The sequence below is a fragment of the Pseudarthrobacter sp. B4EP4b genome (genome assembly GCF_006680095.1).
Lineage (GTDB): Bacteria > Actinomycetota > Actinomycetes > Actinomycetales > Micrococcaceae > Arthrobacter.
This window is the reverse complement of record NZ_VHIJ01000008.1, coordinates 66,742-92,329: the sequence shown is the minus strand read 5'-3', so window position 1 is coordinate 92,329 and position 25,588 is coordinate 66,742. Positions and strand designations below refer to the sequence as shown.

The window sequence follows — 25,588 nt, the reverse complement described above, 5'->3', positions numbered from 1 at the left end:
ACCACCTCCCACACCCAAAACACCAACGCCCCACCACCTCCCACACCCAAAACACCAACGCCCCACCATCTCCCGCGTGGGCGTCGCCCGCCTGTGGATAACTTCTGCAACGGGACGGCCTCTTGAGCCACAATGCCAGCATGCATAATCGCTCCGAGTTGCCTACCCGTTTGGTGGGTTCCCCCTTCACCTACGCCTCGGCGCTTGCGTCAGGCGTGCCCGCCTCCAGATTGCGCGGACAGGATGTCGTCCATATAAGCCGGGAGCTGTACCGGCCGTCCGGCTGGAGCTTTGAACTCGAAGCCGCCGCACAGGTCCTGTCCGAGGTGTCGCCAGGCGCCTGGATCTCCCACGTCACTGCGGCGCGGCTGCACTGCCAACTACTGCCGCCCTGGCTCTCGGACTCCACGGAACTGCATTTGAGCAAGCCCAAGCACTTGCCCCAAGTGCGACGAAAGGGCGTGATCGCACATAACGTTATTGCCAGGGACGGCGAGGTTGAATCAGTGGGTGGCATCCGGATCAGTACCCGGTCGCGTACTTGGCTCGATTTAGCGCGCCGACTGTCCCTGGCCGATTTGGTATGTCTTGGAGACCAGATCATTCGAATCCCAAGGCCGCAGTTCGAGGGTAGATCGGACCCTTACGACACACTCGACGGGCTTCGCGCTCTGGTTGGCCGACACCCCAACCTGCAGGGCATCATCCGCGCCCGGGAGGCGCTTGAGCTGATGCGGGTAGGGGCTGATTCGGCTCCCGAATCAATGCTCCGGCTGGCCATGGCCGACGCCAACTTACCCGAGCCAGATCTACAGATTGCACTTCGGCCAGATGACGCCATGTCTCCTACTGCTGACCTTGGTTATCGTCACAGTCGGCTTGCGATCCAGTATGACGGCGGTCATCACCTGCTTGATGCACAGCAGTTCAGTGACCGACGGCGTGACAAGGCTTTCGAATCAGCTGGCTGGACGGTTCTGGTATTCGGTAAGGCCGACACCGCTGACGATTTCGAACTCGCTATTAAGGCGATTCGACGGCACCTGCGGACCGCATGGACAGATCATCCGTACGCAGCGGGCTTTGCCTGAACCGGGGCAACAGGACAGCGGCAGGACGCTGGCAACTTTTGGGCAATCCAGTCAGTGGGAAGGACGGGTTCCACCAAAAACCTGCTTGACCTGATGGGGCGTTCCGGGAAAATCTGCACGATCTGATGGGGCGTCCCGAAATTGGTGCGGAAGGTGATGGGGCGTGTTAAACATGGGCGCTCCCCCACCCGAAGGTGAGGGAGCGGCCTTGTACCAACTGCAGGAAATAAGGGGTTAGCGGTCGAGGTCTCCGCGGATGAAGGCTTCGACCTTTTCGCGGGCGAGGTCGTCGTTGAACTGCTCCGGCGGGGACTTCATGAAGTAGCTCGACGCGGAGAGCAGCGGGCCGCCGATGCCGCGGTCCAGGCCGATCTTGGCGGCGCGGATGGCGTCGATGATCACGCCGGCGGAGTTGGGCGAGTCCCAGACTTCCAGCTTGTACTCGAGTGAAACCGGGGCGTCACCGAAGTTGCGGCCCTCGAGGCGGACAAAGGCCCACTTGCGGTCATCAAGCCACTGGACGTAGTCGGACGGGCCGATGTGGACGTCTTTCGCAGCCAGTTCGGCTTCGACGTTGGAGGTGACGGCCTGGGTCTTGGAGATCTTCTTGGACTCGAGGCGGTCGCGCTCCAGCATGTTCTTGAAGTCCATGTTGCCGCCAACGTTCAGCTGGTACGTGCGGTCCAGAGTGACACCACGGTCTTCGAACAGCTTGGCCATGACGCGGTGCGTGATGGTGGCACCGATCTGGCTCTTAATGTCGTCGCCGACGATCGGCACGCCGGCGGCGGTGAACTTGTCAGCCCATTCCTTGGTGCCCGCGATGAAGACGGGCAGGGCGTTGACGAATGCCACGCCGGCGTCGATTGCTGCCTGGGCGTAGAACTCGGCAGCTTGCTGCGAGCCAACGGGCAGGTAGCAGACCATAACGTCAACTGCGGCGTTCTTAAGGGCCTGGACCACGTCCACGGGCTCTTCGGTGGACTGTTCGATGGTCTCGAGGTAGTACTTGCCGAGGCCGTCGAGGGTGTGGCCGCGCTGGACAGTGACACCGGTGGGCGGCACGTCGGCGATCTTGATGGTGTTGTTTTCGCTCGCCAGGATGGCGTCGGCCAGGTCAACGCCGACCTTCTTGCCGTCGACATCAAACGCGGCGACGAACTCAACGTCACCCACGTGGTACTGGCCGAACTCAACGTGCATCAGGCCCGGAATCGTGGCCTTGGGGTCGGCATCCTTGTAGTAGTGGACACCCTGGACCAGCGAAGCGGCGCAGTTTCCTACGCCGACGATTGCAACACGAATCGGATGTGAAGACACGGAACTCCTTTAGGACAAACGTCAGCCGGCCGGTTCGGCTTCGAGGGAAGTACGACGACGGCCGGCAGGCTCGGCGCCGCGCGGCGCCTTTTCATAGTACCCAACACAGCGGGACGGAGGCTTGTTCCCCCGTCCCGCCTGTTGGAATGGCAGGACGGAAATCAGACCGGCTGTTTCCAGAGGTTGATGTCCGATTCCACAGCGAACTCGTCGATGGCAGTCAACTCGTCGGCGGTGAATTCGAGGTTGTTGATGGCGGACAGGGTGTCCTCCAGCTGTGCAACACTGGAGGCGCCAACCAGTGCCGAGGTAACCGGCGAACCCTTGGGCTGGTCCCGCAGGATCCAGGCGATGGCCATCTGCGCCAGCGTCTGGCCGCGGCCCTCGGCGATGGCGTGCAGGCCTCGGATCCGTTCCAGCTTCTCGTCCGTGATGGCGTCCTCGGACAGGAACCGGGCCTTGGCCGCCCGGGAGTCAGCAGGGATGCCGTTGAGGTAGCGGTTGGTGAGCATGCCTTGGGCCAGCGGCGAAAAGGCGATGGAACCCGCCCCCACCTGGTCCAATGCCTCGTACAGGTTGGGGCTGCCGTTCTCGGTCCACCTGTTGAGCATGGAGTAACTGGGCTGGTGGATCAGCAGCGGCGTCCCCAGTTCCTTCAGGATCCGGGCTGCCTCCAGGGTCTGTTCCGGGGTGTAGGACGAGATCCCCGCGTACAGGGCCTTGCCCGAACGCACGGCGTAATCCAGGGCACCCATGGTCTCTTCGAGCGGTGTTTCGGGATCCGGCCGGTGGCTGTAGAAAATGTCCACGTAGTCCAGGCCCATGCGCTGCAGTGACTGGTCCAGGCTGGAGATCAGGTACTTGCGGGAGCCCCACTCGCCATAAGGTCCGGGCCACATGTAGTAGCCGGCCTTGGTGGAGATGACCAGCTCGTCACGGTACGGCTTGAAGTCGTCCTTGAGGTGCCGGCCAAAGTTGGTTTCGGCGGAGCCGTCCGGCGGGCCGTAGTTGTTGGCGAGGTCGAAGTGGTTGACGCCCAGGTCGAAGGCACGCCGCAGGATGGCGCGCTGTTCGTCAAAGCGCTTGTCGTCGCCGAAGTTGTGCCAGAGGCCCAGCGAGATGGCCGGAAGTTTCAGGCCGCTGCGGCCCACCCGGCGGTAGGGCATGGTCTCGTAGCGGTCTTCCGCCGCGGAATAAGTCATACGTTCCATCCTGCCAGTTGTGACCGGCGCTACAGAGGGTGGCGGGAAAAGTTACGCCGCGGGCTGACAGAGCCCAGCCGGCGGCGTAACTTTCCAGCAGGAATCAGGATTTCAGAATTGCAGCGCTCCATGGCGCCAGGGCGAGGGCTTCGCCGTCAAGGCCGGTTCCCTCGTCGGTAGCGAGCAGGACTGTCCCCGAAATGTCGTCCAACCGCAGCTTGGCGTCGGAGAAGTTCAGCACCACCTCGACGCTTCCCCGGCGGAACCGCAGCCAGCCGGCGCCGTCGTCGAAGGTGACGTCCGTCTCGCCGAAGCCAAGGCCGGCAAGCTCGGAATACTCGCGGCGCAGCGCCGTGAGTGAGCGGTACAGCTCCAGGAGGCGCGCGTGGTCCCCGCCCGATGCTTCGTCCCAGTTGAGCTTGGACCGGCGGAAAGTTTCCGGATCCTGGGGATCGGGAACGACGGCGGGATCCCACCCCATCCGCTCGAACTCCTTGATCCGGCCTTCCGCCGTAGCCTTGCCGAGCTCAGGTTCCGGGTGTGAGGTGAAGAACTGCCAGGGCGTGCTCGCCGCGAACTCTTCACCCATAAACAGCATCGGCGTGAAAGGACTCGTCAGCGTGAGCACGGCGGCCACGGCCAGTTGCCCGTAGGACAGTGACTGCGAGAGCCGGTCCCCGGTGGCCCGGTTGCCGATCTGGTCGTGGTTCTGGTTGCACACCACCAGCGCCGCAGGGTGAACCAGGGCAGCATTGATGGGACGGCCGTGGTGCCGGCCGCGGAAGCTGGAGTAGCTGCCGTCATGCAAGAACCCGTCCTTCAGGACCTTCGCCAGAACCGCTAGGGACGCAAAGTCGGAGTAGTACCCGGTGGTTTCGCCGCTGACATTGACGTGCACGGCGTGGTGGAAGTCGTCGCTCCACTGGCCGTCCAGGCCGTAGCCGTTGGCGTCGCGCGGGTAGATCAGGCGCGGGTTGTTCAGGTCCGACTCCGCAATCAGGGTTTTCGGCAGCCCGGTTTCAGCCGAGATGGCATCGCCCAAGGCACCGAACTCTTCCAGGATGTGCACGGCCCGCTCATCGCGCAGGGCGTGTACGGCATCCAGCCGGAGTCCGTCCACGTGGTAGTCCCGGAGCCACAGTGCGAGGTTGTCCAGGATGTACTCGCGCACCACGTCCGAGCTGGGGCCGTCCAGGTTCACGGAATCACCCCAGGTGTTGGCGTCCCCCTGCTTCAGGTACGGGCCGAACTTGGGCAGATAGTTGCCGCTGGGACCAAGGTGGTTGTAGACCACATCCTGGATGACGCCGAGCCCGGCTGCATGGGCCGCGTCCACAAACCGCTGGTAGGCCTCCGGACCGCCGTACCCTTCGTGGACCGCGTACCACTGCACGCCGTCGTAGCCCCAGTTGTGAGTGCCGTTGAAGCCGTTGACCGGGAGCAGTTCCACAAAGTCCACGCCCAGGTCCGCCAGGTAGCCAATCTTTCCGGCAGCGGCGTCCAGCGTGCCCTCGGGGGTGAAAGTGCCCACGTGCAGTTCGTAGATGACCGAGCCCTGCAGGTCCTTGCCCTTCCAGCCGCCGTCCTGCCAGTTGTGCGCGGCGGGGTCAAAGGTGCGCGAGAGCTCGTGGACGCCGGCGGGCAGCCGGCGCGAGCGTGGATCGGGCAGCGGGTGGCCGTCCCCGTCCAGCAGATAGCCATAGTCCACCTCGCCCTCACCGGGTGCGTCCGGTGCGGTCCACCACCCCTCCTGCCCGGGCGCCGTCTCCTTTTTCAGCATCGGATACTGCCGGCCGTCCGCCTGCAGAATCACCGAATGCGCGTCCGGCGCCCAGACGTCGAAACGCCCGGGACCGCTGTTGACGAGGGTCATGCCTGTTCTCCATCCACCGGTGCCAGCAAAGCCACCGGGTAGGTACCCAGCACATCCGCAACCGAAACGCTGCCGGGACCGTAAGCGGCCCCCGTCAGCTCGTCCCGCATGGCAGACGGAAGTTCGACGGCGGTGTCCCGCCAGCCGCCGCCGGCCGCCAGTCCTGCAGGCAACCGGGTGGCCAGCGCCAGTGCTCCCGGAGCATCTGATGCGCCGCGGTGGAACGCTAGCAAGTGCCCGGCAGCAGCACCGGACGCGTTCACCGGGGTGTAGCCCTGGAACAGTTCCGGCCTATCGCGGCGAAGCCGGAGTGCGCGGGAGGTGACCAGAAGCTTGCTGGCTTCGGTTCCCGCCTCAGGCAGCTGGCCGCCGTCGAGCTTCGCCAGCTCCTGCTGCCGGACCGTGAAGTCCACGGGCCGGCGGTTGTCCGGGTCAGTCAACGAACGTTCCCAGAACTCGCTGCCCTGGTACACGTCCGGGACGCCGGGCATGGTCAGCTGGACCAGTTTGGCGGAAACGGAGTTGGACGCGGCGTAAGAATCAATGCGCGCAACGAAGTCCTCTACCACTTGGGTCACCCGAGGCTCGTAGAACACGGCATCAACAGCCGCCATGACGCTGGACTCAAACTCCTCGTTGGGGTCCGTCCACATGGTGGAGTTGCCGGCTTCCCGGGCAGCCTTTTCGGCATAGCCCTGGAGCCGTTCCCTGCTTGCCGGCCAGGCTCCGATGATTGCCTGCCACAGCAGGTTCTCGTAGGGGCCGTCCGGAATCGGTGCCAGTTCGCGGAGCGTGTTCAGGGTGGCCGCCCACTCCTGGGGCAGTTCGGCGATCACGGAGATCCGGGCCCGGGCGTCCTCGCTGCGCTTGGTATCGTGCGTGGACAACGTGGTCATGGAGAGCGGAAGCTGTTCCTGCCGGCGCAGCATCCGCTGGTGGAACTCCTCGGAGGACACGGAGAATTCGGTAGGTTCGGCGCCCACCTCCGTCAACGTGCCCAACCGGGTGTAGCGGTAGAAGGCGGTGTCCTCCACGCCCTTGGCCATGACCATCCCGGAGGTCTGCTGGAACCGGACCGCGATGGGGTTTACCGGGTCCAGGAGCAGCGGCAGCAGCGTGCCCACCGCAACCTCCAGCTCTGGCCGGCGGGCCGCGGCGGACTCGCAGGCCTCCTTGAGGATTTCAGCCCCAGTGGGCAGATAGGTCCGGTACACCGGGAAGGCGGCGATGATTTCCGCCAGGGCGTCAGCGGCCTGTTCTACAGAAAGCCCGTGGGACTCGGGAACCAGGCGGGCCAGGCGCAGCACCTCTGAGCGGAGGATGCCGTCAGCGATCATCCGCTTGGTGCCCCGGATCATTTCGGCGTAGTCCGCGGGTGCGGCAGACTCCCGGAGCTTGGCGTCAAGCTCGTTGAGAGTCTGTTCGCCTGCGGGGTCAACAAATACCCGGTCCACGTCAGCCAGGGCGTCGTACCCGGTGGTTCCTTCGGTGGCGAAGTCCTGCGGCAGGGTTTCGCCCGGCTCCAGGATCTTCTCCACGAGGATGTAGGCGCCTCCGCTGAGGTCCTTCAGCCAGCGCAGGTAGCCGGCGGGGTCTGCCAGGCCGTCCGGGTGGTCCACCCGCAGCCCGTCCACCAGTCCCTCCTTGAACCAGCGGCCCACTTCGGCATGGGCTTCCTCGAACACGCGCGGGGTTTCCACCCGGATCCCGGCCAGCGTGGTGACGGCGAAGAAGCGGCGGTAGTTCAGCTCGGCGTCCGCCCGGCGCCACCCGATCAGCTCGTAGTGCTGGCGGCTGTGCACCTGCTGCGGCGAATCGCCGTCGGAATACGTGCCGTCGGCGATCGGGAAGCGGTGGTCGTAGTAACGGAGCTCGCCGTCTTTAATCTCCAGCTTGTCCAGGTCCTCGTCCGAACCCAGCATGGGCAGCCGGACCTTCCCCCCGGCCAGGTCCCACTCGACGTCGAACGCCTCCGCGTAGGGTGAGCCTTGCCCCTCCTTGAGCAGGGACCACCACCAGGGGTTCTGCACCGGAGTCGCGACGCCCACGTGGTTGGGCACGATGTCCACCAGGACACCCATGCCGTGCTCGCGGGCAGCTTTGGACAGGGCCAGCAGTCCTTCCGGGCCGCCGCGTTCCGGATCCACAGCGGAGGGGTCGGTCACGTCATAGCCGTGGTCCGAGCCCTGCTCCGCGGTGAGGATCGGCGAAAGGTACACCCAGTCCACGCCAAGCGATTTCAGGTACGGAACCTGCTCCGCAGCATCGAACAGGGTGAAGCTGCGGCGGATCTGCAGCCGGTAAGTGGAGGCAGGGACCCTCATTTCTTCGAAGCCTTTCGCGAGCCCACCTTCGTGGTCTTCCCCGGCTCTGCCACCATGGGGGTGCTGAGGGACTCAGTCTCACTGGTGGAGGTCTGGGTCAGGGCGGCCAGGGACGCCGCGACCGAGTGGTCAGGCTCGACTTCCTCGATGGTGTGGGCGCGCAGGACCACCAGGGACTTGGCCTCCACGGGCAGCGGCTGTCCGGCGTTGACAGGTTCGGTATCAGCATTTTGCCCGGCGGTGTCGATGATGATGTCCCAGGCCGGCGCGTACTCGTCCGAAGGCAGGGTGAATTTGACCGTGTCGTCGTGCGCGTTGAAGTAGAGCAGGAAGTTGACGTCGGTAATCCGCCGCCCGCGCGCGTCCTTGCCCTGGATGCCGTCTCCGTTCAGGAAGACGCCCACCGAACGGCCGAAACCGGCTTCCCAAGCCTCGGGCTTCATGGTTTCGCCGTCGGGATCGAGCCATACGATGTCCGGCAGCCGCTCGCCCTCGCCCCGCAGGACGGGCCGACCGTCGAAGAAGCGGCTGCGACGGAAGGTGGGGTGCTTGGCGCGGAGGGCGTTGACCGCGGCGGTGAACTCGACCAGCGGCTGGTCAATGGATTCCCAGTTGATCCAGGTCAGCTCGGAGTCCTGGCAGTAGCCGTTGTTGTTGCCCTGCTGGGTACGTCCCAGCTCGTCGCCATGCAGGAGCATGGGCACGCCCTGGGACAGCAGCAGCGAGGCGATGAAGTTCCGCTGCTGGCGGGCCCGCAAGGACAGGACCTCGGGATCGTCCGTGGGGCCTTCGACGCCGCAGTTCCAGGAACGGTTGTGGGATTCGCCGTCGTTGTTGCCCTCGCCGTTGGCATCGTTGTGCTTCTCGTTGTAGGACACCAGGTCTGAAAGGGTGAAGCCGTCGTGTGCTGTGACGAAGTTGATGGACGCCACGGGGCGGCGGCCGGAGTGCTCGTAGAGGTCCGCGGAACCGGTGATGCGGGAGGCAAACTCGCCCAGGGTGGCGGGCTCGCCGCGCCAGAAGTCGCGGACGGTGTCGCGGTACTTGCCGTTCCACTCTGTCCACTGCGGCGGGAAGTTGCCCACCTGGTAACCGCCGGGACCCACGTCCCACGGCTCGGCAATGAGCTTGACCTGGGAGACAACCGGGTCCTGCTGGATGAGTTCGAAGAAGGTGGAGAGCTTGTCCACGTCGTAGAACTCGCGGGCCAGGGTGGAGGCGAGGTCGAAGCGGAAGCCGTCCACGTGCATTTCGGTAACCCAGTAGCGTAGCGAGTCCATCAGCAGCTGCAGGCTGTGCGGCTGGCGGACGTTCAGGGAGTTGCCCGTGCCGGTGTAGTCCATGTAGTGCTTTTCGTCGCCCTCCATCAACCGGTAGTAGGCGGCGTTGTCGATGCCCTTAAAGGACAGCGTGGGGCCCAGGTGGTTGCCTTCGGCAGTGTGGTTGTACACCACGTCCAGGATGACCTCGATGCCGGCTTTGTGCAGTGAACGGACCATGGCCTTGAAGTCCTGGACCTGCTGGCCGGTGTCGCCGGTGGAGCTGTAGGTGTTCTGCGGGGCGAAGAAGCCGATGGTGTTGTAGCCCCAGTAGTTGTTCAGGCCCTTGTCCTGCAGCGTGCCGTCATTGACGAACTGGTGCACCGGCATGAGCTCGATGGCGGTGACGCCGAGCTTCTGGAGGTGTGAGATGACCGCGGGGTGGGCCACGCCGGCGTACGTGCCGCGCTGCTCTTCGGGAATTTCCGGGTGCAGCTGGGTGAGGCCCTTGACGTGTGCTTCGTAAATGACCGACTGGTGGTAGGGAATCCGGAGGTTCTGGTCACCGTCCCAGTCGAAGAACGGGTTGATCACCACGCCCATCATCATGTGGCTGGCGGAGTCCTCGTTGTTGATGGAGTCCGGCTCGCCCAGGTTGTAGGTGAACAGCGACGGGTCCCAGTCCACCTGGCCGTGGACGGCCTTGGCGTACGGGTCCAACAGGAGCTTGTTGGGGTTGAAACGGTTGCCGGACGCGGGGTCGTAGGGCCCGTGGACCCGGTAGCCGTACTTCTGGCCCGGCTGGATCTGCGGGATGTAGCAGTGCCAGACGTACCCGTCCACCTCGTCCAGGGGAATGCGGGTTTCCTTGCCGTCGTCGTCGAAGAGGCAGAGCTCGACTTTTTCTGCTCGTTCGCTGAACAGGGCAAAGTTGGTGCCGGTTCCGTTGTACGTGGCGCCAAGGGGATAAGCCGATCCAGGCCAGACTTCCATAATGCTCCTCTTTGTGATTCCACAGCAAAAACCAAGGGCCCCTACTGCAGGTGCGAACTAATGCCTACCGTAACGGCAAGGTGTGACTATTACGTTTCCGGACCCCAGAGTTACTAAGCGTGCTTACTTTACCCCATACGCGAGGCAAGGCCGCCGCGATTCCGCCAGCAGCGATCGGTCCGCCGCTGACAGCGTCCGACGCCGCCCTCCCGGCTTTGCCGTGTAGCGCGGCTCCCAGCGCGGCAACGGCAGCCCAAGACGCCTCAGGTTCGACGCCCACCTTCCCGAAGCGTCCGACGTCGGGACCCAACTGGGCGAGCAGTGCGCCGATGACGCCGGCCAGGACGTCACCGCTGCCTGCAGTAGCGAGCCATGGTGTGCCGTCCGCCTGGCTGAACACACCTCCACCGGGCGTGGCCACGAGTGTGGTGGCGCCCTTAAGCAGGACCGTGGCACCGGTCAGGGCGGCTGCCCGGCGAACCGCGGCAAGGGTGCACGCTTCCACAGCCGCACGGTCCTCTTCACCGCCCAGCCTCTTCAGCAGTGCGGCGAGCTCGCCGGCGTGCGGGGTCAGGACCACGTGCGGCGCCGGGACTTCGGGAAGGGCAGGCAGCGCGCCGGCGTCGGCCACCACAGGCAGGCCGGACCCGACGGCGTCCCTGGCGCGCTGCAGCTGGTCATGGTCATTCGGCCCCATCCCGGAGCCCACCAACCAGGCCTGGACCCGGTTGTCCGCCACAGTGTCGGTACTGCAGACCACCTCAGGGCAGGACTGGCGCACCAGATCAGCCACCTCGGCCGGCCCCAAATACCGGACCATCCCCACGCCGGCAGCCAGGGCGCCCCGGCAGGCGAGGACGGCCGCGCCGGGATAGTCTGCCGAGCCGGCCACCACTCCCAGCACTCCACGTGAATATTTGTGCGCCCGCCGCGCGGGACGCGGCAGGAGGCGGGCGACGTCAGCCTCCTCGAGCCTGCGCAACTCCGGCTTGCCGAGGTGCTCTTCGATGCCAATGGGCACCACTTCCACCGTGCCGGCATAGTCCGCGCCGGGGTCGGCCAGCAGGCCCGCCTTGGCTGCTCCGAAGGTCACCGTGAGGTCAGCGGAGAGAACTGGTTCGGAGACCCCGCCGGTATCCGCGTCCACGCCGCTGGGCAGGTCACACGCGACCACAAAGCCCGCGGTGCCAGGTTGGGAGCGGGCCTCGTTGATGGCCTCGACCAGGCTGGCGGCACTCCCCCGCAGCCCGCCCTTGGCACCGGTTCCCAGCACTGCATCAATGACGACGTCGGCGCGTGCCGTTTCTGCCGCCAGCTCGCCGAGTGCCGCCTCACTGAGGTGACGGACGCGCCCGCCGGTCCGCTCAAAAGCAGCCGATGCCTGGGGATGGGCGGAGTCAGAGGTGAGTATCGCCGTCGTACGCATGCCCCGGGCGGCAAGGAACGCCGCGGCATACAGCCCGTCGCCGCCGTTGTTTCCTTTACCGGCGAGGACTACAACGTGCGCACCGTACGTCCGGAGGCTGCGGACTTTGAGCTCCCGGATGATGGCGTTCGCCAACCCGTGCGCGGCGCGCTGCATCAGGACATCACCGAGCCCGGCAGCGAGGAGTGGTTCCTCGGCCTGCCGGACCTGTTTTCCGGTGTAGGCGCTGATCACGGCGTCAGTGGCGCGGGACGCCGGTTCAGCCTTCGGCCAGGACCGTGGCGGTGGCGATGCCGCCGTCGTGGCTGATGGAGAGGTGCCAGCGCTTGACGCCCTTGGCCTCGGCGACGGCCAACACGGTGCCTTTGACCTGGACGGTGGGGCCGTTGTGGTCCAGGCCGATCCAGCAGTCCTGCCAGTTCATGCCGGCGGGCGCACCGAGGACCTTGGCCACAGCTTCCTTGGCGGCGAAGCGCGCGGCCAGGGACCTGGTGTTCAGCTCGCGCTCGGCGGGAACGAACAAACGGTCCCGGAGGCCGGGGGTGCGCTCAAGCTGGCGGCCGAACCGCTCGATGTCTACAACGTCTACGCCAATGCCAACAATCATGCGGCTTATTCTACGGTGACGCATGTTACGGGCCGGACCACGGCGCATCCGCAAGAGGACTTAAAAGCGGAAACCCCGGGTTGGTGAACCCGGGGTTTCGCTGTCCGCGGACGAACTACTCGACCGTGACGCTCTTGGCAAGGTTGCGGGGCTGGTCCACGTCGTAGCCCTTGGCTGCGGCGAGTTCCGCGGCGAAGATCTGCAGCGGGACGGTGGTCAGCAGGGGCATCAGGAGGGTGGGCGTTTCGGGGACGTAGAAGACGTGCTCGGCGTAGGCCTTCACGGCTTCGTCGCCTTCCTCGGCGATCACTAGGGTGCGGGCGCCGCGGGCACGGACTTCCTGGATGTTGCTGATCACCTTGGCGTGCAGCGATTCGCGGCCGCGGGGGGACGGGACCACCACGAACACCGGCTGGCCTTCGTCGATCAAGGCGATGGGGCCGTGCTTGAGCTCGCCGGCGGCGAAGCCTTCGGCATGGATGTACGCGATTTCCTTGAGCTTCAGCGCGCCTTCGAGCGCCACCGGGTAGCCCACGTGGCGGCCCAGGAACAGCACCGACTTCTCGTTGGCCATGCTCCGGGCGAGCTCGCGCAGCGGGCCGGCGTTGTCCAGTATGGTCTGGATTTTCGCCGGGATCTTGTTCAGGTCCGCGAGGACGTCCTTGATCTGGCCGGAGAAGATGTTCCCGCGCAGCTGCGCCAGGTACAGGCCCAGCAGGTATGCGGCGGTGATCTGGGCCAGGAACGCCTTGGTGGAGGCCACAGCGATTTCCGGGCCGGCGTGGGTGTACAGCACGGCGTCGGACTCACGCGGGATGGTGGAGCCGTTGGTGTTGCAGATGGAGATGGTCTTCGCGCCCTGTTCGCGGGCGTAGCGGACGGCCATCAGCGTGTCCATGGTCTCGCCGGACTGGCTGATGGACACCACCAGGGTGTTCTCGTCCAGGATGGGGTCGCGGTAGCGGAACTCGTGCGCGAGCTCCACCTCTGTGGGGATGCGGCACCAGTTCTCGATGGCGTACTTGGCCACGGTGCCGGCGTAGGCGGCCGTGCCGCAGGCCAGCACGATGATCTTGTTGACCTGCTTGAGCCGTTCAACATCGATACGCAGCTCGTCCAGCGTCAGCTTGCCGTTGATGTCCGAGCGGCCCAGCAGGGTCTGCGCTACGGCGTCGGGCTGGTCGTGGATTTCCTTCTCCATGAACGAGCTGAAACCGCCCTTTTCCGCAGAGGCCGGGTCCCAGTCCACGTGGTATTCCTTGCCCTCGGCCGGCTTGCCATAGAAGTCGGTGATCTGCACGGTGTCAGCGGTGATGGTGACGATCTGGTCCTGGCCCAGCTCCACTGCGCGGCGGGTGTAGTCGATGAACCCGGATACGTCCGAACCGAGGAAGTTCTCGCCCTCGCCCAGGCCCACCACCAAGGGGGAGTTGCGGCGGGCGGCCACCACCACGTCGGGCTGGTCGGCGTGGACGGCGAGCAGGGTGAAGGCACCTTCCAGGCGCTGGCAGGCCAGCTCCATGGCCCGGGTCAGGCCGCCGTCGGAAGCGTCGCCGCCGAGCTTGTTCCGGAAGATGTCGCCCAGCAGGGCAGCGGCCACCTCGGTGTCCGTTTCGGACAGGAAGGTAACGCCTTTGTCCAGCAGCTCAAGCTTGAGCTCGGCAAAGTTTTCGATGATGCCGTTGTGGATCACGGCGAGCTTGCCGTCATCTGCCAAGTGCGGGTGCGCATTGCGGTCGGTGGGACCGCCGTGGGTGGCCCAGCGGGTGTGCCCGATCCCGGTCACCGTCTCCGGCAGCGGACGGGCTTCCAGCTCGGCAATCAGGTTGCTCAGCTTGCCCGACTTTTTCCGGGACTCGATCAAACCCTGGGACACAACAGCGACCCCTGCGGAGTCGTAGCCCCGGTACTCCAGGCGGCGCAGTCCTTCAAGGACCACATCCAGCGCACTGTGACTTCCGCCGTTACCAGAACGGCCCACGTATCCTACGATTCCACACATAGGCTCAAGACTATCGGCAGGGGTGCCCGGGACTTAAACCGGGGCGCGGCGCACCGGCCGCTTCTGTTGCGCGTGAGGCTGTGCTCCAGCCCACATGCATTTCGCTCTCAGCCGGGCTGGGGGCAGAATCTCTAAAGTGACTGTGCAACGCAACGAAGCGAACGGAGAGGGTGTCTCCCCGTTCGTCGAGCTGGACCGGCAGACCTGGTCCCGGCTTGCAGACGAGATGGAACAGCCTCTTAACGAGGAGGATATCTTCCGTCTCCGCGGCCTTGGCGACCCCTTGGACCTGAAGGAAGTCCGGGAGGTTTACCTGCCGCTCTCCAGGCTCCTGCACCTGTATGTTGAGGCCGCCGGCCAACTGCACGCCGCCACCACCACCTTCCTGGGCGAGCAGACCCAGCGCACGCCGTTTGTGATCGGCGTGGCGGGCTCGGTGGCCGTTGGAAAGTCCACCATTGCCCGTGTGCTGCGCGAAATGCTGCGGCGCTGGCCCGGCACCCCGAACGTGGAATTGATCACCACGGACGGTTTCCTGTACCCGCTCGCAGAGCTGAAACGCCGGCAGCTGCTGGAACGCAAAGGCTTCCCGGAGTCCTACGACCGCCGCGCGCTGCTGCGTTTTGTGAGCGAAATCAAGAGCGGCGCCGAGGAAGTCCGGGCGCCCTGGTACTCGCACGTCACGTACGACATTGTTCCGGGCAAGGAAGTGGTGGTCCGCCGCCCGGACGTGCTGATCGTGGAGGGGCTCAACGTCCTGGCCCCGGCCCGGCCGCGGCATGACGGCAAGCAGGGGCTGGCGCTGAGCGATTTCTTCGACTTCTCCATCTATGTGGACGCCAAGACCTCCTACATTGAAGAGTGGTACGTGGACAGGTTCCGCAAGCTGCGCACCACGGCCTTCGCCCAGCCGGAGTCCTACTTCCACCGGTATGCGAGCCTGTCCGATGACGAGGCCGAGAGCACCGCGCGGGACATCTGGAAGCGCATCAATGAGCCCAACCTGGAGGAGAACGTCCTCCCCACGCGTGGCCGGGCCCAGCTGGTGCTCACCAAGGATGCGGACCACTCGATCCGCCGCATGCTGCTCCGGAAGGTCTAGCACAGGTGTGCTACGACTGCGCTCCGAGCGCCGGACCTGCCGGGACTCCGACCAGCCGGCGCAGCTTCGCCCGCTTCCTCGCGGCGGGAGCAGGGCTAACTGTCCTGGCAGCCTGCGCGCCGGCGGCACCTGAGGCAGCGGCGCCGTCGTCGGCCTCCCCCACTGCTTCACCGTCGCCTTCCGTCTCAGCGGCAATGACGACGGCGGAGGGCACCACAGCCGCTCCCCCGCCTTCGGAGCCGTCCCCCACGCCATCGCCCTCCTCTGCGTTGCCGCGCCAGCACTCGCTCACCGACCCCGCGAGTCCGTGGCTGGTGGTCAACAAGCACCGGCCGCTGGTTCCGCCCGACTATGTGCCGGCTGACCTGGTGCAACCCGCCGTCGCGACTACCGCGTCCGGTGAGGCGGCACTACTGAACAGCACGACGGCGGCGGCCGCCGAGGCGATGTTCGCGGCGGCCGCGCAGGACGGCGTCGCGATGGTCCTCGCGAGCGGCTACCGCTCCTATACGACGCAGGTGGCGACCTACAACGGGTATGTCGCCTCGCGCGGCCAGGCCGACGCCGACACGGCCAGCGCCCGCCCCGGCTACTCCGAACACCAGACCGGCTGGGCGTTCGACATCGGTGACGGCGGGGGCGCGTGCAGCTTCCAGCCGTGCTTCGCGGACCAGCCCGCGGCAGTGTGGGCCAAGGCCAACGGACACCGGTTCGGGTTTCTGGTGCGGTATCCATGGATGTTCCACCCGATCACGGGGTACTACTACGAACCGTGGCACCTTAGATACGTCGGGGTGGAGGCGGCCACGGACATGGTGAACCGCGGCATCAACACGCTGGAGGAGTACTTCGGCGTGGACGCTGCGCCCGGATATCCGTGATCGACCAGTACGTGTATTTAGTTCCCAACACGCGCGGAAAAGTCACCCCTCCTTCACCGGCGGTTACGGTTGCTGGGCTAGCTTGGTTCCTATGCTGACTGGATTCAAGAACTTTATTATGAAGGGCAACGTTGTTGACCTTGCCGTCGCTGTCGTGATGGGCGCCGCGTTCGGCGCCGTTGTCACATCAATCGTCGAAGGCCTGCTCACCCCGCTGATCGGGCTCCTGTTCCAGGCGAAGGGCATTGAGGAAATGCAGTGGGAGGGCTTCCTCTATGGGAGGGTCATTTCCGCGGTCATTTCGTTCGTGCTGATCGCCGCCGCCATCTACTTCGTGGTGGTTCTGCCCATGAACCACATGATCGAGCGCCGCAACCGCCGGCTCGGGATCAAGCAGGACGTGAAGGAAGAATCCGCAGAGGATCCGCAGATCGCGCTCCTGACGGAGATCCGGGACGCTCTGCGGGAGCGCGCGTCCTAACGTTTGCTCCTAAACCTGTGGCCCGCTTCCGTACGGAGGCGGGCCACTTATTTGTCCTGGTTACTCGCTGACGAGTTGCTCCAGGGCCAGCTCGGACCGGACCACCTGGGCGAGGTGCTCGGCGATGGATTGCGCCGTCTCTTCGTCGGCGGCTTCCACCATCACCCGCACCACGGGCTCGGTTCCGGACGGGCGGAGCAGGACGCGGCCGGTGTCGCCCAGTGCGGCTTCCGCCGATGCTACTGCCTGGGCCAGGACGTCGTTGCTGCCCACCTTGGTGCGGTCCACGCCCTTGACGTTGATGAGGACCTGGGGAAGCTTGGTCATCACGGTGGCGAGTTCCTTGAGCGGTGTCCCCGTCAGGGCGATTTGGGCGGCCAGCTGCAGCCCGGTGAGGACGCCGTCGCCTGTGGTGGCGTGGTCAGCGAAGATGACGTGGCCGGACTGTTCGCCGCCGAGGTTGAAGCCGCCGTCGCGCATTTCCTCGAGAACGTACCGGTCCCCCACTGCCGTTTCACGAATGCTGATGCCGGCTTCGCGGAGGGCGATCTTCAGGCCGAGGTTGCTCATCACGGTGGCAACCAGGACGTCGTCCTTGAGTTTGCCTGACTTCTTCAGCGCCACGGCGAGGATGGCCATGATCTGGTCCCCGTCCACTTCGTTGCCCTCGTGGTCCACTGCGAGGCAGCGATCGGCGTCGCCGTCGTGGGCGATGCCCAGGTTCGCGCCGTACTTCACCACGGCTTCCTTGAGGGGACCCAGGTGGGTGGAGCCGACGCCGTCGTTGATGTTGTGGCCGTCCGGGTCCGCACCGATGACGATGACATTCGCGCCCGCATCCTTGAAGACCTGGGGCGAGCAGCCGCTCGCGGCGCCATGGGCACAGTCGAGGACGACCGTGAGTCCTTCGAGGTTATGGGGCAGGGTCTGCAGGAGGTGGACGATGTAGCGGTCCTCGGCGTCCGAGAAGCGCTGGATGCGTCCGACGTCGGCACCGACCGGGCGGACAGCCTCCTTGGTCATCTGCGCCTCGATGGCGTCCTCCACGTCATCGGGGAGCTTCTGGCCGCCGCGGGCGAAGAACTTGATGCCGTTGTCCGGGGCAGGGTTGTGCGAGGCGGAGATCATCACACCGAAGTCGGCGTCCAGGTCGGCCACAAGGTAGGCCGCCGCGGGCGTGGGAAGGACCCCGGCGTCGTAGACGTCAACACCGGAGCTGGAGAGCCCCGCTTCCACGGCGGCGGCGATGAACTCACCGCTGGCACGCGGGTCGCGGGCCACCACGGCGCGCGGCCGGGAGCCGTTGGAGTTTCGGTCGTGGCCGAGTACGACGGCGGCCGCCTGGGCCAGCTGCATGGCAAGCTCGGCAGTCAACAGACCGTTCGCCAGCCCCCGGACACCATCAGTTCCAAATAATCTAGACACCGGTCAAGTCTAGAGGATGGGTCCGAGGAGCTAAGCCGCCGAGGCTCACCAGCTCACGGTGCCGAGGCTGAGAGTTTCTAGCTATCGCAACCGATGAATTTATAGAGAACCGCCGAGCCCTGCTGGTCAACTTTCTGGAATGCTGATGAGCTCTCGGCGCCGTCCAAACCTGGGAAGTCATTTACTTCCTTTCGTTTCGGATCTATGTAGCGACCCCCGAAATCCAGGAGGAATTGAATGTTTTCCCGCTTGGCTGCCGCACAGACCTCGGACCCGCGGGTGGCTTGATTCAGCTCCTTTGACACAAGCAGCTTGTCTGCGTTGGAACCCGTAGCCGCGTGGACAAAAAGTACGCGTCGATCGGTTATGGCATACGCCGTGGAACTTCCGTCCCATGGGTTATTTGCCATGACGGCGTCCTCTGGTACATCGACAGGGAGCCGCTTCAACAATTCGAGCTCGTCCGGAGTCAACAGAGGTGAAGACTCATTGAGAGCGTACGTGCGTTCTCGACCAGGCGTCGTTTCGGAATTCGTCGGCCAAATGATGACGGACGCTGCCAAGGCTGCAATGCCCACCGGAACGATCCATTTGATTCGGTACCGGGAGACGCTCTCGAAGATCCATGCGCCAGCTGCACCGGCAAATACGGCCCAGAACATTGGCAGGAGAGCAGCAAGGCGAGGTGGATCACCATACCAGGCGCCAATAACAAGCACTCTGAGAAGTGAATGAGGAACCGCCGCCGCCACTATGTACAGCGCAACTGCACCGAGGTAGGACGCCAGAAACCACCGTTCGGTTGACCTCCGAATCAGCAGGCCCGTTCCCGCTACGACGAGCGCAGCCAGGACCCAAGCAACGTCGCCGTGCGTAGGTGCGGTCAGGAGCACACTCCCGACTGCGGCAGGAAGCGAATCAATTGGATCCCACGAGTAGGTCCAAGGGCGTACGACTGCCCAAATTAGCAAATTACAGGCGCACACACTGATCCACAGGGCTGTCCACTGCAGATATTTGAAGAGTCCGGACCGACGTTGCGTGAGCTCCCGGAACGAGCGCCATGCAGCCATGGCCGAAAAAATCGATGAAAGTCCCACAAGAGCCACCAGGCCGGACATATGCGTGCAGACAAGTCCCGGCAGCCCGAGGGCCAGCGTAACTGCGGCCAAAGGCCATGGTATGCGTGTGGTCTTGCCGAACTTCAATACGGCCGCCAGGACCGTAATGAGCGATGGCAAAAACGTCACCGCCAGCATGTAGGGAAAGAGCGGTCCGAAGTCGCTCTTCTGGCTCTGCATAACGGTGAAAGGAAAGGCGAAGAAGCCCGCGCTTGCAACAGCGGCACATAGAAGGGCAATAATTTTGGGCCCGATAACCACATAGACAAAAAGAAGGACACCCAGCGGCCAAGCGACCGCCACTATCGCTAGGTTGAGGGCGTTCGAGGATTCAACCACTGGCAATCGCGTCGCTTCAGCGATCAAAGCTGCGAGCGCGTGCCAGACCTGTGGATAAAATTCATCCGAGCCGGCCATAAGCTCCCGCACAGAGAAGGGCGATCCATCGCCAGAATCTATAATTTGCTGCGTCAAATTCAGGTGGAACGGTGTATCAATGCCCTGATTGATGTTGCCTGGGTGCTCAACAATCTGGGCATAACGCAATGTCAGCAAGATCCCGCCCGTCAAGAGAGCGATCCAGTACGCTCTCCCCGCTGAGTGACCCCCCGGTTTCCATGCAAAGTTTTCCGGCCATCGTCTGCCCGCTAAACGGACCACCACGAGAACTATTCCAGCAATCAGCACGGTGGCGACACTGAAGGTGCCGATGTTCCAGTCGATCTGCAACCACCAACAGGCCAGCGTGGACACTGCAACAACTGACGCCGTCAGGACGGGTGCAAGTGAAATCACCCATACGTGCCGAAATCCTAGCGCCCAGCCCAAGAGCAGTCCGGGAATCATGAGCACTGCGATTGCCCCTGCTAGACCCGGCAGTGCAGCAAGCCAATTCATCAAGAATTTCCCCAATTCATCAAGAATTCCCTAAGAAATTCATAAGAATCCCAGCGGTTTCCGCGCATCCCTAGTATGCCCTCCACTGGCATCTAAACATACATAGCATGAATCCAAGCTATGGGGGGCTTGTCGCTTAAAATCTTTGTGCCGCCTTAAATGAGGAATCGGTACTCGGCAAGAGCATCACGGAGCTCGCGAATTATTCGAAACTGGAAATGCCAACACGTGGCAGATTACCATCGCCGACAACGCCAGCACAGGTAACACAAACCAGTTATTGCCGCACATCTGGCTGCGCTTGTCCCCAACGATACGTATCGACGTCTGGACGTTAAGGAGCGCGGTCATGCCCTTCGTGATGCGTGGAGCTCTTCCAAAGCCGAGGTTTTGGCGTATGTGGATGTAGACCTGTCCACGGATCTGGGGGGCCTGCTGCCGCTGGTGGCTCCTCTGTTATCCGGTCACTCCGATATCTCCATCGGCACGAGACGCGGTCAAAGTTCAGGTGTCAGCCGGGGTCCAAAGCGCGAGCTCATTTCGCGATCGTATAGCTTTCTCTAAAGCGCACGATGCATGTGCGTTTCTCCCACGCGGAGTGCGGGTTCAAAATGCAATTCGCGCTGACGTTGCCAGAAACGTCCTTCCCCGTCTCGAGGACGCTGTTTCCTCAGGCTTGTTCGTCGCGTCACGGATCTTGAACAGTATGGCTGGGTCCATCCAAGTGGTCTACAACAGCTTGATCATGATGCCAGGCTTCCTCACACTCATCGCTGCGGCGGCAAGCCATGACCCATCCGGCAGTCACACCGCGCTCGGTTCAAAGTTTGGTCCGGCTTAGTCAATGGTCGTTCGCGCTATACCTCGTTCACGAGTTAGTGATCTGGATCCGGCCTTTCCTGACTGGGCCGGCCGCCGAGACCTTCGCGCCGCGATCCTGGCCATCGATGCCGGGATCGCACTTTCTGGTCTCCTTCATGAGTTCGTTGAGAAGCCAGCGGAAAAATGGTTGCGACCTCGCGGTGCCCTCTGGCTGTGCGAACGGCAACGGTCATTGGGGTACACCACCCAGATTAATAGGTATTTGGCTAGGTCATCAGTGCCGCTGAGATCGGGACTACCTGTTTTTGGCTGACGAGTACTCGACTTTGTGAGAAAGCATCGCCCTCTGACTCTCGCCACCCCTACCATTCCATGCATGACACCTAGCTATGGGGGCTTGGCGCTCGAAATTGTAGTACCGGTTTTCAATGAAGAAGCGGTACTCGAAAACAGCATCAGTAGGCTCGCCGAATATCTGACGCACGAAATGCCATCGACGTGGAAAATAACCATCGCCGATAATGCAAGCACCGACCGGACTCCGGTGATTGCCGCTCGACTCAGCGAGCACATGCCGAACGTTGAATACCGCCGCCTTGAGGTCAAAGGACGGGGATACGCGCTGAGAGACGCGTGGGGCGCATCCGACGCCAAGGTTCTTGCATATTTGGACGTGGATCTGTCCACTGACCTTGCAGCCTTGCCGCCTCTGGTAGCTCCGCTTCTGTCCGGGCACTCCGATATTTCCATTGGCACTCGACTGGGGCAGAGCTCCCGGGTTAGTCGAGGCCCGAAACGTGAATTCATTTCTAGGTCGTATAACTTCCTGCTCCGCCGCACGATGCAAGTCCGTTTTTCCGATGCCCAATGCGGCTTCAAGGCGATTCGGGCCGACGTTGCTAAACGCCTGCTCCCTCATGTTGAGGACAACGGCTGGTTCTTTGACACAGAACTGCTGATTATTGCTGAACGCTCAGGTCTTCGCATTCATGAAATCCCTGTCGATTGGGTAGATGACCCTGATAGCCGGGTGGACATAAAGCAGACCGCCCTCGACGATCTTCGAGGCATGGTCCGTGTTATGGGGTCCCTGGTTAAGGGCGTGATACCAGTTCAGGCAATTTACGCCGAACTGGGACGCCGGCCGATTGTGCCAGTGGGACGGCCAAGCTTTTTTGGCCAAGTTTTGCGCTTTGGCCTGGTGGGAGGGGTTTCGACTCTTGCTTTCGCTTTGCTGTATCTCGTTCTCCAGGGTCCCTTCGGCGCGCAGGAGGCAAACTTCCTGTCTCTGCTTGTGACTGCAGTAGGTAACACAGCGGCCAACCGCCGGTTCACGTTTGGCATTAGTGGGCCGGACAAACTCTTCACGCAGCAGTTCCAAGGCTTATTGGTATTTGTACTTGCTTGGACAATAACGTCCTCCTCCCTCCTGCTATTGCATGCCGCAAATCCAGACGCTGCGCCGAATCTGGAATTGCTGATACTGACTGCGGCTAACGTTTTTGCCACACTGTTGAGATTCGTCCTTTTGCGACTTTGGGTGTTCAGGGCTCAGCACACGACCGATCGCGCCGGTATCCCCCTTACTCCGTCAGTTGCTTCGAGCGGACGCGTCCTGTGAACGTCCTCCGGCAGCCGAGAGCTGGTCTAGGAGAAAGTAGGAAGAACTGGCGGATGACACTCACGACGCTGCAGGCAAGCACCGAGCCAGGAAGCGCTGCTCCTTTAACCCGTTTCAAGGTTTTCACTGCCGGTCGCCTCCGTCAATTGTGGCGAGGCCGACGCGAGGACCCAGCCTGGGAGCGGCCGGTATTGTTGTCGATCCTCGCAGCGAACGCGTTGCTGTACTCGTGGAACCTAGGCATAAACGGCTGGGCCAACTACTTCTACAGCGCTGCTGTTCAGGCTGGCACGATGGATGCGAAAGCGTTCTTCTTTGGGTCCTCGGATTGGGGCAATTCAATCACTGTGGACAAGCCGCCTCTGAGCCTTTGGGTCATGGGCTTGTCAGTCCGATTATTCGGTTTCAATCCCCCTGCTATGCTACTTCCGCAGGTTCTCATGGGCATCGGAACAACGCTGCTGATCTACATGATCTTGAGGCGCTGCGCTTCGAGCGTGGCCGCGCTGCTCGGTGCAACCGTTTTCTTCACTACTCCAATCGTCACCTTGATGTCCCGCTACAACAACCCGGACCCGCTGATGTTGCTGCTAATGGTGGCCGCCGTGTGGTTCGTCCTGCGCAGCATTGAAACTGGACGCGGACGTTTCTTCGTCATGGCTGGCGCACTCCTGGGTTTGGCTTTTATGACCAAGCAGCTGCAGGGAATGCTCAGTGTACCTGCCCTAGGTCTGGCGTTTGTCCTGTTCAGCCCGCAGCCGTGGGCACGTCGGCTAGCAACCGCAGCTGTCGCCATAAGCGCCTTGATAGTCACGGGCGGACTCTGGATGACGGTTGTGGATCTGCTTCCCGCCGGTGATAGACCCTACGTAGGCGGATCTCCTTCCAACAGCGTGATTGAGCTGACATTCGCTTACAACGGCGTCGATCGGATTGTTACCAATGACGTGATGCCCGAAGCCGTGCAGGTCCCAATCCAATTTCGGCCCGTCGAAAGCGATGCGGGATTATTCAGGCTGCTGAACGCGAACTACAACCAGGAAGCTTCCTGGCTTCTGGTTGGCGCTCTTCTCGCCGTGTGTCTGCTGGCAGTTCGCTGGAACAAGCTCTCCAGACATCTGCCGATACGCCCGCTGGTATTGCTCTCAGGCATCTGGCTTATGACAGCATTTCTGTTGCTGAGCTTTATGGGCGACCAGATCCATACTTACTACACGGCGACGCTGGCACCGCCACTAGCACTGGTGCTCGGGCTCACCCTCGACACGCTCGTTTCTAACAGAGATTCGCCACTGACCCGCCTTGGTGGGGCCACCGTCGCATTGATTGCGTTACTCTCATCGTGGCTTATTCTGACGGGAACCGCAGAGTGGCCGAACTGGTTGCCCACGGCCGTACTCGGCATAGGCATTGCGGCCATCGCAGCACTCGTCATCAAGCCGCCCACGTTAAAAATGGAGCGTGTCGCAGCATGGTTTCTTGCCGCTTCGCTCTTGTGCGGACCGCTTGCTACCTCAGTACACAATGTGACTGTCGGCTTCAATGGGTCAAATCCTCTGTCGGGCGTTCTCACGAAGAATCCGGCTACCATCAGCCACTTTATGGAGTCACTGCGCAACAACGAGCTCGTTTGGGCCCATGACATAGCTTTCGGCCGTGTACCTGACACGGCCGTGGTAGACGCGTTAGCGGACGCGAGAGACTGTACTTGGGCCGCAGCGAGCTACGCCAGCCAAACGGCCGCGAGGCTCCAACTGGAATCTGGGCGGGCAGTCATGCCGCTGGGGGGATTTGCGGGGAGCGACCCCTCCCCCACTCTTGAAGATTTCAAAGAGAAAGTCGCGGCCGGGGAGATCTGCTACCTCGTTCAGCAGGAGGCATTCCTTGAAGTGCAAGCGTCCGAAGGAGCGTCCACAGCTATCTCTCACTGGGTACAGCAGAACTTTGCTTCAGAAAAGCTGGGAAACACCACAGTCTACCGGCTCACAAAAAGCTAAGGCCGCGCAAAATCGAGTTGGTGGGCCGGATTTCCCGGCCCGCCCCTCACACCACCGTACGTGCGGGCCTCGCCTATGGCGGTTGCAGGTCATTTGAAAGCGATCCCAGGCAGCAGGGACGAAGATGAGGCAGTGCCCTGCCCAATGCTCGGTGGGCAGCGCGCGGTGAAGGATGGGTGATTTCGCAATCCGCCCGTAAGCTCAGCTGCTCATGCACCCTTGGTAGGCCACATCCGGCCTGATCCCGAGCTTGCGCAGATTCGCCACGCGGGTGCACGACTTCTTTAAGTCCTTACATCGGATTTGGCTCATCCTGTCGCTGAACCACTTGTCGACTTTCATTACGCTTCCGAGGCGTCTCGGCCAAAATGGGACAGCCCATCCATCTCGGACAAACGGTTCAACTGTTTCCCGGCAGTCCACCCATAAATCCCACTGATCCTATGGCCTTCGACTTCCATCCTTCCCACCTCACGATGACGCACCTGCCATTGGCTGGAAGTCAATCCCACTTCTCCTCCCGGACTCCCCCTCCAAGCGAATGTATAGGCCGGGCGTAAACGGCAGAAGCCCGCCCCGCCATTGGCGGGACGGGCTTCTGTATAAGCGGATTTAGCGCTTGGAGTACTGCTGAGCCTTGCGGGCCTTCTTAAGACCGGCCTTCTTGCGCTCGATGACTCGGGCGTCACGGGACAGGTAACCGGCCTTCTTCAGGGTGGCGCGGTTGTTCTCGACGTCGATCTCGTTCAGCGAACGGGCGATGCCGAGGCGCAGGGCGCCGGCCTGGCCGGAGATGCCGCCGCCGTGGATGCGGGCGATGACGTCATAGGCGCCTTCGAGATCAAGGATCTTGAAGGGCTCGTTGACGTCCTGCTGGTGCAGCTTGTTCGGGAAGTAGTTGTCCAGCGCGCGGCCGTTGATGGTCCACTTGCCGGAGCCGGGGACAACGCGAACGCGTGCAACGGCTTCCTTGCGACGGCCAACTGCTGCACCGGCAACGGTCAGTGCCGGGCGCTCCTTCTTGGGCGCAGCTTCGGCAGCTGAGCTTTCAGAGGTGTAGCTGGTCAGGGTTTCCTCGGCCTCGACGGCCTCGGTGGTCTCTTCGTTCTGAGCCACGATTCTCCTTGTATAGATAAGTTGTTTG

General features: G+C 63.0%; 17 protein-coding genes. 6 read left to right on the top strand and 11 right to left on the bottom strand.

The window, feature by feature from the left end; all coding sequences use genetic code 11:
- Positions 1–140: 140 nt before the first annotated feature.
- Entirely contained in the window at positions 141–1,091 is a 951-nt protein-coding gene (locus tag FNL14_RS03230; RefSeq protein WP_142057569.1) for a DUF559 domain-containing protein, read from the top strand.
- Between the two features lie 234 nt (positions 1,092–1,325).
- Here the strand turns inward: FNL14_RS03230 and FNL14_RS03225 are convergent, their stop codons facing one another.
- The 8 genes from FNL14_RS03225 to glmS form a co-directional block, all read right to left on the bottom strand.
- Positions 1,326–2,411: an inositol-3-phosphate synthase gene (locus tag FNL14_RS03225; protein ID WP_142057568.1), complete on the bottom strand. Its 1,086-nt coding sequence runs from the start codon at positions 2,409–2,411 to the stop codon at positions 1,326–1,328.
- 161 nt (positions 2,412–2,572) lie between these two features.
- Positions 2,573–3,613 (bottom strand): L-glyceraldehyde 3-phosphate reductase, encoded by a 1,041-nt coding sequence (gene mgrA / locus FNL14_RS03220; protein ID WP_142057567.1) that lies wholly within the window; start codon positions 3,611–3,613, stop codon positions 2,573–2,575.
- A 103-nt stretch (positions 3,614–3,716) separates the two neighbouring features.
- Positions 3,717–5,486, bottom strand: a complete 1,770-nt coding sequence (treZ, locus tag FNL14_RS03215; protein ID WP_142057565.1) for a malto-oligosyltrehalose trehalohydrolase — start codon at positions 5,484–5,486, stop codon at positions 3,717–3,719.
- Positions 5,483–7,810 carry a malto-oligosyltrehalose synthase gene (treY, locus tag FNL14_RS03210; protein WP_142057563.1) on the bottom strand — a complete coding sequence of 776 codons (2,328 nt, stop codon included), beginning with the start codon at positions 7,808–7,810 and terminating at the stop codon, positions 5,483–5,485. Before treY ends, treZ begins: the two co-directional genes overlap by 4 nt.
- On the bottom strand, positions 7,807–10,062 hold the full coding sequence (gene glgX, locus FNL14_RS03205; protein ID WP_142057561.1) for a glycogen debranching protein GlgX: 2,256 nt from the start codon (positions 10,060–10,062) through the stop codon (positions 7,807–7,809). Before glgX ends, treY begins: the two co-directional genes overlap by 4 nt.
- Positions 10,063–10,126: 64 nt before the next feature.
- A complete protein-coding gene (locus FNL14_RS03200; RefSeq protein WP_142057559.1) occupies positions 10,127–11,722 on the bottom strand; it encodes an NAD(P)H-hydrate epimerase in 1,596 nt (531 codons plus the stop codon).
- A gap of 25 nt (positions 11,723–11,747) precedes the next feature.
- On the bottom strand, positions 11,748–12,095 hold the full coding sequence (locus FNL14_RS03195; RefSeq protein WP_013601780.1) for a holo-ACP synthase: 348 nt from the start codon (positions 12,093–12,095) through the stop codon (positions 11,748–11,750).
- Positions 12,096–12,210: 115 nt separating this feature from the next.
- Entirely contained in the window at positions 12,211–14,097 is a 1,887-nt protein-coding gene (gene glmS / locus FNL14_RS03190; RefSeq protein ID WP_142057557.1) for a glutamine--fructose-6-phosphate transaminase (isomerizing), read from the bottom strand.
- A gap of 94 nt (positions 14,098–14,191) precedes the next feature.
- Between glmS and coaA the strand changes: the two genes are divergently transcribed.
- From coaA to mscL, 3 genes are all read left to right on the top strand, one after another.
- The gene (gene coaA / locus FNL14_RS03185; protein ID WP_181762526.1) at positions 14,192–15,199 is read left to right on the top strand and encodes a type I pantothenate kinase; all 1,008 of its coding nucleotides are present in this window, start codon (positions 14,192–14,194) and stop codon (positions 15,197–15,199) included.
- A gap of 5 nt (positions 15,200–15,204) precedes the next feature.
- Positions 15,205–16,080, top strand: coding sequence for a D-alanyl-D-alanine carboxypeptidase family protein (locus tag FNL14_RS03180; protein WP_142057555.1), 876 nt, complete (start codon positions 15,205–15,207; stop codon positions 16,078–16,080).
- 91 nt (positions 16,081–16,171) lie between these two features.
- Entirely contained in the window at positions 16,172–16,561 is a 390-nt protein-coding gene (gene mscL / locus FNL14_RS03175; protein WP_091415140.1) for a large conductance mechanosensitive channel protein MscL, read from the top strand.
- Positions 16,562–16,621: 60 nt separating this feature from the next.
- Here the strand turns inward: mscL and glmM are convergent, their stop codons facing one another.
- Complete coding sequence (gene glmM / locus FNL14_RS03170) at positions 16,622–17,986, bottom strand: phosphoglucosamine mutase (RefSeq protein WP_091415137.1); 1,365 nt, start codon at positions 17,984–17,986, stop codon at positions 16,622–16,624.
- Between the two features lie 77 nt (positions 17,987–18,063).
- The gene (locus tag FNL14_RS03165; RefSeq protein WP_370455793.1) at positions 18,064–19,953 is read right to left on the bottom strand and encodes a DUF6541 family protein; all 1,890 of its coding nucleotides are present in this window, start codon (positions 19,951–19,953) and stop codon (positions 18,064–18,066) included.
- 1,249 nt (positions 19,954–21,202) lie between these two features.
- Here FNL14_RS03165 and FNL14_RS03155 point away from each other — a divergent pair.
- Together FNL14_RS03155 and FNL14_RS03150 are read left to right on the top strand one after the other, a co-directional pair.
- Complete coding sequence (locus tag FNL14_RS03155) at positions 21,203–22,447, top strand: bifunctional glycosyltransferase family 2/GtrA family protein (RefSeq protein WP_142057551.1); 1,245 nt, start codon at positions 21,203–21,205, stop codon at positions 22,445–22,447.
- A gap of 53 nt (positions 22,448–22,500) precedes the next feature.
- On the top strand, positions 22,501–24,444 hold the full coding sequence (locus FNL14_RS03150; RefSeq protein WP_142057549.1) for a glycosyltransferase family 39 protein: 1,944 nt from the start codon (positions 22,501–22,503) through the stop codon (positions 24,442–24,444).
- A gap of 612 nt (positions 24,445–25,056) precedes the next feature.
- Here FNL14_RS03150 and rpsI read toward each other — a convergent pair.
- Positions 25,057–25,560: a 30S ribosomal protein S9 gene (rpsI, locus tag FNL14_RS03145; protein ID WP_050054349.1), complete on the bottom strand. Its 504-nt coding sequence runs from the start codon at positions 25,558–25,560 to the stop codon at positions 25,057–25,059.
- Positions 25,561–25,588: the final 28 nt, after the last annotated feature.

Excerpts from the sequence above, each read along its gene's own strand:
- FNL14_RS03230 (WP_142057569.1), top strand. The coding sequence starts at position 141 with ATGCATAATCGCTCCGAGTTGCCTACCCGTTTGGTGGGTTCCCCCTTC.
- mgrA (WP_142057567.1), bottom strand. The coding sequence starts at position 3,613 with ATGACTTATTCCGCGGCGGAAGACCGCTACGAGACCATGCCCTACCGC.
- treZ (WP_142057565.1), bottom strand. The coding sequence starts at position 5,486 with ATGACCCTCGTCAACAGCGGTCCCGGGCGTTTCGACGTCTGGGCGCCG.
- treY (WP_142057563.1), bottom strand. The coding sequence starts at position 7,810 with ATGAGGGTCCCTGCCTCCACTTACCGGCTGCAGATCCGCCGCAGCTTC.
- glgX (WP_142057561.1), bottom strand. The coding sequence starts at position 10,062 with ATGGAAGTCTGGCCTGGATCGGCTTATCCCCTTGGCGCCACGTACAAC.
- FNL14_RS03195 (WP_013601780.1), bottom strand. The coding sequence starts at position 12,095 with ATGATTGTTGGCATTGGCGTAGACGTTGTAGACATCGAGCGGTTCGGC.
- glmS (WP_142057557.1), bottom strand. The coding sequence starts at position 14,097 with ATGTGTGGAATCGTAGGATACGTGGGCCGTTCTGGTAACGGCGGAAGT.
- coaA (WP_181762526.1), top strand. The coding sequence starts at position 14,192 with ATGCATTTCGCTCTCAGCCGGGCTGGGGGCAGAATCTCTAAAGTGACT.
- mscL (WP_091415140.1), top strand. The coding sequence starts at position 16,172 with ATGCTGACTGGATTCAAGAACTTTATTATGAAGGGCAACGTTGTTGAC.
- FNL14_RS03165 (WP_370455793.1), bottom strand. The coding sequence starts at position 19,953 with ATGATTCCCGGACTGCTCTTGGGCTGGGCGCTAGGATTTCGGCACGTA.
- FNL14_RS03155 (WP_142057551.1), top strand. The coding sequence starts at position 21,203 with ATGACACCTAGCTATGGGGGCTTGGCGCTCGAAATTGTAGTACCGGTT.
- FNL14_RS03150 (WP_142057549.1), top strand. The coding sequence starts at position 22,501 with ATGACACTCACGACGCTGCAGGCAAGCACCGAGCCAGGAAGCGCTGCT.